The sequence below is a fragment of the Campylobacter sp. RM9334 genome, assembly GCF_020138145.1.
In the GTDB taxonomy this organism is placed as follows: Bacteria; Campylobacterota; Campylobacteria; order Campylobacterales; family Campylobacteraceae; genus Campylobacter_E.
The window spans coordinates 1-278 of the sequence record NZ_JACGAX010000071.1 but is presented as its reverse complement, the minus strand read 5'-3'; the positions used below and the strand labels follow the sequence as shown (position 1 = coordinate 278).

General features: G+C 20.9%; 1 protein-coding gene. It reads left to right on the top strand.

Going from position 1 to position 278, the window contains the following annotated elements; genetic code table 11:
- Nucleotides 1–181 (top strand): hypothetical protein (locus AVBRAN9334_RS10165; RefSeq protein ID WP_336607658.1); only part of this gene is annotated, 181 nt, incomplete at its 5' end.
- Nucleotides 182–278 lie beyond the last annotated feature (97 nt).

The window sequence follows — 278 nt, the reverse complement described above, 5'->3', positions numbered from 1 at the left end:
TAATCACATAAGAAAACTAAAGCAAGATATAAAATTATTTAAAAACTCAAATTCTTTAAAGATAAATGAAGATAAAGAAAAAGAATTAAAAGACAAAAATAATTTAGAAGAATTTTGCGAGTTTAGTATAAAGCTAATTGATGAGCTAAAAGCTTATAAATTACTAGATTTAAAAGCTTAATTAATTCTTTAAGTTAAAGGAGAAATAATGCTAAAAATAGATGGATTTTATGTAGATTTAAGCTCTTTTATAAATACAAGTGTTAGTAAAAAAGCTG